This window comes from Pirellulales bacterium (assembly GCA_035546535.1).
GTDB lineage: Bacteria > Planctomycetota > Planctomycetia > Pirellulales > JACPPG01 > JACPPG01.
The window spans coordinates 1-9899 of the sequence record DASZWQ010000118.1 but is presented as its reverse complement, the minus strand read 5'-3'; the positions used below and the strand labels follow the sequence as shown (position 1 = coordinate 9899).

Below are 9899 nucleotides of genomic sequence, written 5' to 3'. Positions count from 1 at the left end.
CTTTGCCCGACTAAACCGGAACAAAGTGGTTCATTCTCAGCGATCAATTTGAAGTCGTGCGCGCTCATGCTTGAATGCAAGTTGCGTTTGGCCAACTACTTGAAACAAAATCAAAAAAGTTCAACCGGACAGTACTGAATTCAAATGTCTAAAAAGCGAGGAGTAACGCACCTCATTGGCAGACCGAACTAGCAACGCTTCGCGCCCGTTTCTATAGCCCAGCCGTTTACGGCTGGGATCCGTTAACCGCGCTCCCGCTCAGAATCGCGGGCCTTCAGGCCCATGTGAGGTCAATCATGGGACATTCCTTCCATCGGTTGTACTACCACTTTGTGTGGGCGACGCACGCCCGTGATCCTCACATCCACCGATCATTTCGTCCTCAACTGCTGGAAATCCTGAACGCCGAGGTCTCCGCCCGCGACGGTCAGCCGATTCGCCATAACGCCATGCCTGACCATGTCCATTTGCTCGTACGTTTGAGCCCGACGATGCGGTCAGCGACTTCATAGGCCAGTTGAAAGGTGCAACGGCTTTTCGAGTGAACAAGGAATTGCAACCAAGATTCAAATTGCATTGGCAGGAAGGTTACGGGGCCTTGACGTTGCGCGAGGATGAATTGCCCGCGGTCAGCCGCTACATTGACCGCCAAGAGGAACATCATCGCGGCGGACGGTTGTCGCGCATGCTGGAATGTGTTGACGACGATGGTGCGGTATCAGGGACCCAGCCGTAAACGGCTGGGCTGAATAAAGAAGCCGGCGGGCGATTGCCTTTCAGGTGTCAGGCGTTTACGGTTTGAATTGAACACGTTTTTATCTTTCATTCGGCCAATTATGGCCGCGACATTTCCGCCCGGAGCATCCATGTCCAAGCCCCTAAACATCGGCATGATCGGTTACGGCTTCATGGGCCGTGCCCATTCGAACGCTTATCGACAGGTTGCGCAGTTCTACAAGCACGAGCATCGCCCGGTGCTCAAGGCCTGCTGCGCTCGCAACGAGGAGAAGATCAAAGCCTTTGCCCAGAACTGGGGCTATGAATCGTACGAGACCGACTGGCGGAAGCTGATCGCGCGGAAAGATATCGACCTGATCGATATCGGCAGCCCCAACAATACGCATCGCGAGATCGTGCTGGCCGCGGCCGCCGCGGGCAAGATGATCCTGTGCGAGAAGCCGCTGTCGATGAACGTCGCCGAAGGCGAAGAGATGGTCACGGCGGTTGAAAAGGCCAAACTGCCGAACATGGTGTGGTTCAATTACCGTCGCGTGCCGGCCATTTCGCTGGCCAAGCAAGTGGTCGAAGAAGGGCGCATCGGCCGCCCGTTCCATTATCGCGCGACGTACTTGCAAGATTGGACGATCGCCGAGGACGTGCCTCAGGGGGGCGCGGCGTTGTGGCGCCTCGATGCGGCCGTGGCCGGGTCGGGCGTGACCGGCGATCTCTTGGCCCATTCGATCGACACAGCCGAATGGCTCAATGGTCCCATCAAGCGCGTTTCGGCTGCGACGGAAACGTTCGTCAAGGAGCGCATGCATGCCGAAACCGGTAAGAAACAGCCAGTGTCGATCGACGACGCTTGCATGTTCCTGGCGATCTTTGCCAACGGTTCGATGGGCACGTTCGAGAGCACGCGTTACGCCCGCGGTCGCAAGAACTACAACACGTTCGAGCTGAACGGGGAGCGCGGCAGCGTGTTCTTCGATCTGGAAGATCCGCACATCTTGCAGTACTTCAAATACGCCGATCCCAAAACCGGCGCGAAGATCGAAAGCCATTTGACCGGCTGGCAGCGCGTGAACGTCACGAACTTCGAGCATCCGTACATGGACAAATGGTGGGTGCCCGGCTGCACGATCGGCTACGAACACACGTTCATCAACGCGCTGGCCGACTTCCTCACTGGCCTGGAAACGGGCAAGCCGGTGCAGCCCGACTTCCGCTCGGCGCTGCGCACGCAAAAAGTTTGCGATGCGGTGCTGGCAAGCGCCAAAAGTGGTCAGTGGGTCGAGATTGTGTGAGCGCTTGACAAAACCATCCAATCGTGCCGCGTTGTAGCGCGTACGCCATGCTTTTTCCACCCAGGGGAGCATAGGCGCTCGGGGGGGTATGCTGTAGGCCGCCAACGGAACACGGGCCCGGGCGTTAGATTATGTAAGGTGATGTGTGTCGGCGTCCGAAGCCGCATCAGCGGCGAAGGCGTGTAGCCGTGGGCGCGAGCCCACGGAAAGAATAGCAGAGAAACTGCAAGAAGCCCCGCAAGGGGCGGCATCGTCGACTCATGCCGGGCACGTTCACGAATCTGCTGTTCCACGTCGTCTTCAGCACGAAATCGCGTGCTCCTCTCATCGATTATGCGTGGTCCGATGAATTGTATCGCTATCTTGGCGGGATCATGCGTTCCGATGAACTGCTGCGACGGCATGGAATCGAATTTGAGGAGCGATTTCTTTGTGATTGATGTCGCCGCTTGCGCGGCTCTGCAGCGTTTCTGTGCGATCGATTCCGTGGGCTGGCGCCCACGGCTACACGATGGCGCCCCTGCCGGGGCTCAATGCGACACGTCAACGCCGGATGCGAGTGTTCGAACTCAACTGCCGCGCGCGGCCACGCTCGCCTGCGTACAATACCGGCGATGAACTATTTCGCGCACGGCTACGCCTTTGTCGACGATCCCTGGTTTCTGGCCGGCACGGCGGTGCCCGATTGGTTGAATGTTTCGGACCGCGGCGTACGGGTGCGGGCCCGTCAGGCCGAGCCGTGGCTCAACGATCCCGATCCGCGCGTGGCGGCTCTGGCCCGCGGCATCGCGCGGCATCACGCCGACGATGCCTGGTTTCATAATTCGGCCGTTTTTGCGGAATTATCGTGGCGGTTCACGGCCCAGTTGCGCGACTTGCTCGCGCCGGACGAGGGGATGCGCCCCAGCTTTCTCGGGCATATTCTGGTCGAGATTCTGCTCGACGCCGAGCTCATTACGCGACATCCGGACGTGCTGGCAAGATATTACGATGCCCTGGATCGCATCGATCCCGCGGTCGTTGAGGGGGCGGTGAATCGGATGGCCACGCGGCGGGCCGTGCGGCTGGCCGGAATGATTCCGCTCTTTGCCCGGGAAAGATTCTTGTCGGACTACGCCCAGGATGCGACACTGTTGTTCCGCTTGAATCAGGTCATGCGTCGCGTGCGTTTGCCGGCCCTGCCCGAACGGTTGCAAGAGTTCCTGCCCCAGGCCCGGCGCGAGGTTGCCGCCCGGCACGAAGAGTTGTTGACTCCCCTTGCATGACGACAGGACGCTGGGCGGCGCGACAAGCGAAAACGGCAAGAGCGAGAAATCGGATCAGGAGCCAGTAATGAAGTTTGGGATGAACCTGCTGTTGTGGACCGATAATCTCACCGAGGAGCATCGGCCGGTCGTCGAGAAGCTGAAGCGGATGGGCTACGACGGCATCGAGGCGCCGGTCTTCGACCTGAATCCCGACAAGTTCGCCGCGATCGGATTATGGCTCGACGATATGGGGCTCGCGCGCACTGCCGTGACGTGTCGCGGCGTGGACGACAATCCTGCTTCGGGCGACGCCAAGATCCGCGCCGCCGGCGTGGCCAACAACAAGCTCGCTTTGGAATGCTGCCAGGCAGCCGGCATGACCATCATGGCCGGACCGTGTCATTCGGCGCTGGGATATGTCTCGGGCGCGGGTCCCACGAGCGACGAGTGGAAGTGGGCCGTCGATAGCATGCGGCAAGTGGCCGAGCATGCCGAGGCGTGCGGCGTCACGCTGGCGGTCGAATACTTGAACCGCTTCGAGTGCTATTTGCTCAATAGCGCCGCCGACACCGTGCGCTTCGTCAAGGAGGTCGATCATCCGCGCTGCCGCATGATGTACGACACGTTTCATGCCAATATCGAAGAAAAGGATCCGATCGAGGCCATCCGAGTTTGCGCGCCGCAGACGGTCCACGTACACATTTCGGAAAACGACCGCGGCACGCCGGGCGAAGGGAACATTCCCTGGGCCCAGACGTTCGACATGCTGCACGAGGTGGGCTACGACGGCTGGCTGATGATCGAGGCCTTTGGCATGGCGCTGCCGGCCTTGGCCGCCGCGACCAAGATCTGGCGCCGCATGTTCAAGACGGAAGAACAACTCGCGCAAGACGGGCTGAACTTCATGAAGAGCGAGTGGAAGAAACGCGCCGCGGCAACGGTGTGATTGATGGCCGCGGCTGCCTTGCCAATCGCCCACGAAATGCAGAATGGACTCTCGCCAAGAACCGCTGACGCAGCCTGAGGATCAGGGGCTTGATCTGGCGGCCCTGAACGCCGGTTTTGCCGAGTTGGTTTCGCGCGGCGAGGATCCGTATGAGCCCGCGGCCCCTGCCAAGAAAACCTCTACCGGCAAAAGCTCCGGCGATGCCGGCCCCGAGGTGACGCCGCGCGCGATCGTCGAGGCGATGCTGTTCGTCGGCCATCCGCAGAACGAGCCGCTCACCAGCCAGCAGATGGCGGGGCTGATGCGCGGGGTCAACGCGGCCGAGGTTGACGAGATCATTCGCGATCTCAACGAGCAATACGCGCGCAACGCCTGCCCTTACACGATCGAGAGTCGCGGGCCGGGTTATGCCCTGACGCTATTGCCGGAGTTCGCGTCCGCGCGCGACCGTGTGCTGGGGCGCGTGCGGCAGGCGCGGCTGTCGCAGGCGGCGATCGAGGTATTGGCCCTGGTGGCGTACAACGGCTCGATCAGCGGTGAAGAAATCGCGCGGACCCGCGGCCGTCCCAGCGGCGCCATTTTGCTGCAGCTTGTGCGTCGGCAACTGTTGAAAGTCGAGCGGACCGCAGGAAAGCCGCGCGAGAATCGTTATTCGACCACCAGCCGGTTTCTGGAGTTGTTTGGGTTGGAAAGTCTCGAAGATTTGCCACGCAGCCAGGAAGTCGATCAGCGGTAGACGCCGCGTCGGACGATTGATCACGTGCGCCGGCGAGGGCTTGATTATCCGAGATCGCCGCGCCTTCAAAGAGGTCAACTTAACGACGTTGGCAATCGTAAGTCATTATTGCATCTTGGGTTGCACGGCAGGTTAAATTGTCGTGCTAACAGCAACTACAGAAATCTGCTAGAATCGCGCCTGTGCGTGGCCATGATGGTTCGCGTGCTACCGAGAATGCCCAGGGTACACACCGGCTCCTGCACAGGCGTTCGCTAACTGCCCCCCATTTGCCTTCCCCATCGGCGGACACACCAAGACGTGTGCCCGGTGATCTATCGAGCTGGATCGGCTGTTGCACCCCCCTCCGAACATGCCCAGGCGTGTTCGCTCTATGCGCTTATGCGTTTAACCCCGCAATCCGTAGTTCAGAAATTGCGCGCCAGCGTGCCGGGCATACTGCCGTCGCTGCTGATGTGCGACTTCGGCCATTTAGCCGATGAGGTGGCGCGCGTCGAAGCGGCGGGAGTTCCGGCGCTGCACTTGGACGTGATGGACGGGCTGTTCGTCGACAATATTTCGTACGGCTTCGTGGTGGTCGAGACGGTGCGGAAGATGACGCAGTTGCCGATCGAGACGCACCTGATGATCGATCGGCCCGAGCGGTACGTCGAACGCTTTGTGAAGGCGGGCGCCGACCTGGTGACGATCCACGTTGAGGCTACGAAGGACGCCGCGGCGGTGCTGCAACAGATTCGCGCTTGCGGCGCGGCGGCCGGATTGGCGTTCAATCCGCCGACGCCTGTTTCGGCGATCGAGCACTGCCTGCCGCACTGCGACTCGGTGCTGGTAATGAGTGTGAACCCTGGTTACGGAGGACAGGCGTTCGAGCCGGTGGCCTTGGAAAAGCTTCGCGCGCTGCGCGATCGACCAGGAACAGTGCCGCTGTTGGAGATCGACGGCGGAATTCACGGCGAAACGATCGCTGCGGCGGCGGCGGCCGGCGCGCAGCTGTATTCCGTGGGGTCGGGAATCTTTCACGCGAAGGATTATCGCGCCGCCATCGGCGGCCTGCAGGAGAAGGCACGGGTCGCGGTGCGCAAGAATTGAACAGGCAGTGAGTGCGCCGCACATACGCGGGCAACGGCACTCTCGAGATGCACAACTAAAAAGACGGTACAGAAAAACAACACCATGTTGAAAATCATCGTGGTTCGCCCGGGTGCGACCGACTACGTCGACCAAGGGCGGATTCAGGGCGACCTGGACGTGCCGCTTAACGAGCACGGCAAAGACGAGGTGGCGCGCCTGACCAAGGAGCTGGCGCACCGGGACATCAGCGCCATCTACTGCTCGATGTGCCAGTCGGCCCAAGCGACGGCCACGGCGATCGCCGACGCCTTGGACGTCAAGCTCAAGCCGCTGCGCGGTATGCAGAACGTCAACCAGGGGCTGTGGCAGGGGATGTGCATCGACGAGGTAAAACGCCGCCAGCCGACCATCTATCGGCAATTTCAGGAACAGCCTGAGTCGGTGCGGCCTCCCCAGGGGGAAACGCTGGGCGAAGCGACCGAGCGCGTGGACCGGATCCTGGAAAAGCTGCTCAAACGTCACCGCGAAGGGGTCATCGCCCTTGTGATTCCCGAGCCGCTGGGGTCGCTCGTGAAAGCCCGGCTGTGCCAGGGGAAAGTCGGCGACTTGTGGCAAGCCTCGGCCTGCCACGGCGACTGGCAACTGCTGGAAATCTCGCCCGAGAAGGTTTCCTAGGCCCTGCCGGCGGCATCTAAGGGGCCGGCAGCCGGTAATTCACCGGTCCGGTTTCGCGGCTGGCTGCCCGGCGGCCACCTGCAAACCGACGAGTTCCGCCCCGAGGCATGCCCCTGATACTCGGGCTTACACGATGGGGTGAACCTGCTACGATTGGCAAACTGCCATGACTCCAGAAACCTCGCCATCGACGTTCGGGAGCGTTCCCTTGACCAGTGGGAAGTCTGACGTTCAGGCCGAGCAACCCAGCGTGAAACATCCCAAACGGGGTGTCCCTGAGGGGCTTTGGAAACGCTGCCCCGGCTGCCAGCGGACTATCTTCCGCAAAGAAGCCGACAAGCGGATGGGGGTCTGTCCCGAGTGCGATTACCACTGGTACGTTCCCGCCCAGGAGCGGATCCGGCAATTGCTGGACGAGGGGACTTTCGAGGAATGGTTCGACGAGCTGGAGCCGGTCGACCCGCTGGCCTTTGCCGATAAAAAGCCGTATCGCGAGCGGCTAAAGGAAGAACAGAAACGTACCGGCCTGCGCGATGCGGCCGTGGTGGGGTCGGGAATGATCCGTGCCCGCCGCGTGGCCTTCGGCGTCACCGATTCGGCCTTCATCATGGGCAGCATGGGGGCCGTGGTCGGCGAAAAGCTGACCCGCACCATCGAGCGAGCCACGGTCGAGCGCTTGCCGCTGATCATCGTCAGCGGTTCAGGGGGCGGGGCCCGCATGCACGAGGGGATCCTGTCGCTCATGCAAATGGCCAAGGTATCGGCGGCGCTGGCGCGCTTCGACGCCGCTGGCGGATTGTTCATCTCGGTGCTTACTAACCCCACGATGGGCGGCGTCGCCGCCAGTTTCGCCTCGCTGGGCGATGTGATCTTTGCCGAGCCGCGGGCCTTGATCGGGTTTGCCGGCCCACGCGTCATCCAGGCCGCGATGCGGATCGAGTTGCCGAAGGGATTCCAGACGAGCGAATTCCTGTTGGAACACGGTTTTATCGATCGCATCGTCCGCCGCTCGGATCTCAAAAGCGAGATCGCCCGGACCATCGACTTCTGCGGCAAATGACGGGCTTTGACTGGGGGCGCCGAGCGCCCTCTTCTGTAGCTGGCCTCTGGGAGGCCGGTCTTTGGACGCGAAGCTCTCAGTAATGCTACCGGGCTCTCAAAGAGCCCGGCTACAGACGTCGGAGCCAACGCACATTGCCTTGATGGGTTTTCCGTCAAGGCCTAGAGTGAATTCGTAGGGCACGCAACTTAGTCCGCGTAATGTCCGCGTAACATCACATGGGTCTACTCGACAGCGTCAAATCGGTGCTCACCGGCGGCCGCGTTGACGTGCGCGGCCGTTACGAATTTCAGCGTGAAGCGATCTCGGGGACCATGTCGAAGTTCTACATGGCCAAGGATCGCAAAAGCGGCCAGGTCGTGGGGCTGAAGATTCTCGATCCGAAAAAGACGGCCGAGTTCGAGGCTCGCTTCAAGGGGTTGAAAAAACCGTTCGAAGGCGAAATCATCGCCGCCATCTCGCACCCCAATGTCGTGCGCGTGCTGTCGCATGGCACGACGCTGCAGGGCGAGCCCTTTGTCGTGATGGAGTTCATCGACGGGCCGGGGTTGAATTCGCTGACGATCGGCCGCAGCGCTCTGTTGGACGGGCGCCGCGTCAGCTTGATTCGCCAGGCGGCCGAGGCCTTGCGCGCCGTTCACCAGGCGGGCTACATCCATCGCGACGTCTGCCCGCGCAATTTCATGGTCTCGCCCGACGGCAAGGAGTTGAAGCTGATCGATTTCGGTCTCACTGTGCCTGCCACGCCGCAATTCATGCAGCCAGGCAACCGCACGGGAACGCCCAATTACATGGCGCCCGAGCTGGTGAAGCGGCTGGCGACCGACCAGAGGCTCGATGTCTTTTCCTTCGGCGTGAGTGCCTACGAAATCTGCACGTTCAATCTCCCCTGGGAGCGCGGCACCGACGGCCGGGCAGCCATGGGGCACGCCATGCATCCGCCGGCCGAAATCGAAAAGTATCGTCCCCAGATCAACCCGGTGCTGGGCAAGGCCATCATGTCGTGCGTCGAGCAACGGGTCGATAAGCGTTGCCCCTCGATGGATGCCTTCCTGCAAATGATTCGGGACGTGAAGCAGGAAGATCGGGCCTGAGGACGCTTGCGAGGGGCGAGGCTCTTGATCGTGGTGATTCCGCCGCCGGCATGCTAGTGGGCCCGACAGGGCTTGCATTCCTTGCCCAAACTCGCCACTCTTACCCACAGAATGCCGCTGCCGGAAGCGGCGTGGAGAGAGGGCTCGCCGCGGCCGCGAATGATTTCACTGGCCCTGCGGCACTCGGCCCAGGCTGGCCAAGCGCCGGCCAGGCAGGCCCAATGACGAGTCGGACGGATCCGGCGCACGCCCAAGGAATCTGAGGGAGTCTCGTTGCATGGCAGCCCCCGCCACGAGTGAGCCGCGCGGCACCCGACAATCCGCGCCTCCGGCCCACGACCCGTACGTCCCAGACTCGGCCGATATGCCCGAGTTCACCCTGTCGGCCGTCCTGGTGGGCGCCGTGCTGGGGATCATTTTCGGCGCTTCGTCGTTGTATCTGGTGCTGAAGGTGGGGTTGACCGTGTCGGCGTCGATTCCCGTGGCCGTCCTGTCGATCACGCTGTTCCGGCTTTTCTCGCGCCTGACGGGCTTTCGCCGCACCACGATCCTGGAAAACAACATCGTGCAGACGACCGGTTCGGCCGGCGAATCGATCGCCTTCGGCGTCGGCGTCACCATTCCCGCCCTGATGCTCCTGGGCATGGACATGGAACTGACGCGCGTGATGACCGTGGGGGTGCTGGGCGGCTTGCTCGGCATCTTGATGATGATTCCGCTACGGCGGGCTTTCATCGTCAAGCAGCATGGTCGGCTGAAATACCCGGAAGGGACTGCTTGCGCCGACGTGCTGATCGTGGGTGAAGAGGGCGGGGCGACGGCCGCAACGGTGTTCACGGGCTTTGGCCTGGCGTTTATCCACAAGTTTGTAATGACGGCGCTGCACCTGTGGAAGGACGAGGTGAACATTCCGTTGACCAATTCCGCCGGCAAAGGGCTGCGCGGCGGCATGCTCGGCGGCGCACTGACGCCCGAGCTGTTGGGCGTGGGCTACATCATTGGACCGAAGATTGCGTCGATCATGCTCGGGGGTGGCGTCCTGGCAT

At 61.6% G+C, this 9899-nt stretch carries 11 protein-coding genes; all 11 read left to right on the top strand.

Annotated features, from left to right (window positions below; genetic code table 11):
• Positions 1-296 precede the first annotated feature (296 nt).
• Positions 297-512, top strand: a complete 216-nt coding sequence (locus tag VHD36_14890; protein ID HVU88604.1) for a transposase — start codon at positions 297-299, stop codon at positions 510-512.
• 5 nt (positions 513-517) lie between these two features.
• Complete coding sequence (locus VHD36_14885) at positions 518-736, top strand: hypothetical protein (GenBank protein HVU88603.1); 219 nt, start codon at positions 518-520, stop codon at positions 734-736.
• Positions 737-866: 130 nt separating this feature from the next.
• Positions 867-2024, top strand: coding sequence for a Gfo/Idh/MocA family oxidoreductase (locus VHD36_14880; protein ID HVU88602.1), 1158 nt, complete (start codon positions 867-869; stop codon positions 2022-2024).
• A 614-nt stretch (positions 2025-2638) separates the two neighbouring features.
• Positions 2639-3289, top strand: a complete 651-nt coding sequence (locus tag VHD36_14875) for a hypothetical protein (GenBank protein HVU88601.1) — start codon at positions 2639-2641, stop codon at positions 3287-3289.
• A gap of 67 nt (positions 3290-3356) precedes the next feature.
• Positions 3357-4217, top strand: coding sequence for a sugar phosphate isomerase/epimerase family protein (locus tag VHD36_14870; protein HVU88600.1), 861 nt, complete (start codon positions 3357-3359; stop codon positions 4215-4217).
• Between the two features lie 43 nt (positions 4218-4260).
• Complete coding sequence (locus VHD36_14865) at positions 4261-4953, top strand: SMC-Scp complex subunit ScpB (protein HVU88599.1); 693 nt, start codon at positions 4261-4263, stop codon at positions 4951-4953.
• A gap of 426 nt (positions 4954-5379) precedes the next feature.
• A complete protein-coding gene (gene rpe, locus VHD36_14860; GenBank protein HVU88598.1) occupies positions 5380-6042 on the top strand; it encodes a ribulose-phosphate 3-epimerase in 663 nt (220 codons plus the stop codon).
• An 84-nt stretch (positions 6043-6126) separates the two neighbouring features.
• Positions 6127-6699 (top strand): histidine phosphatase family protein, encoded by a 573-nt coding sequence (locus VHD36_14855; GenBank protein HVU88597.1) that lies wholly within the window; start codon positions 6127-6129, stop codon positions 6697-6699.
• A 208-nt stretch (positions 6700-6907) separates the two neighbouring features.
• Positions 6908-7759, top strand: a complete 852-nt coding sequence (gene accD / locus VHD36_14850) for an acetyl-CoA carboxylase, carboxyltransferase subunit beta (GenBank protein HVU88596.1) — start codon at positions 6908-6910, stop codon at positions 7757-7759.
• A 218-nt stretch (positions 7760-7977) separates the two neighbouring features.
• Complete coding sequence (locus VHD36_14845) at positions 7978-8853, top strand: serine/threonine-protein kinase (GenBank protein HVU88595.1); 876 nt, start codon at positions 7978-7980, stop codon at positions 8851-8853.
• A gap of 277 nt (positions 8854-9130) precedes the next feature.
• Positions 9131-9899, top strand: a 769-nt coding sequence (locus tag VHD36_14840) for an OPT/YSL family transporter (GenBank protein HVU88594.1), incomplete at its 3' end; no start/stop codon positions are given.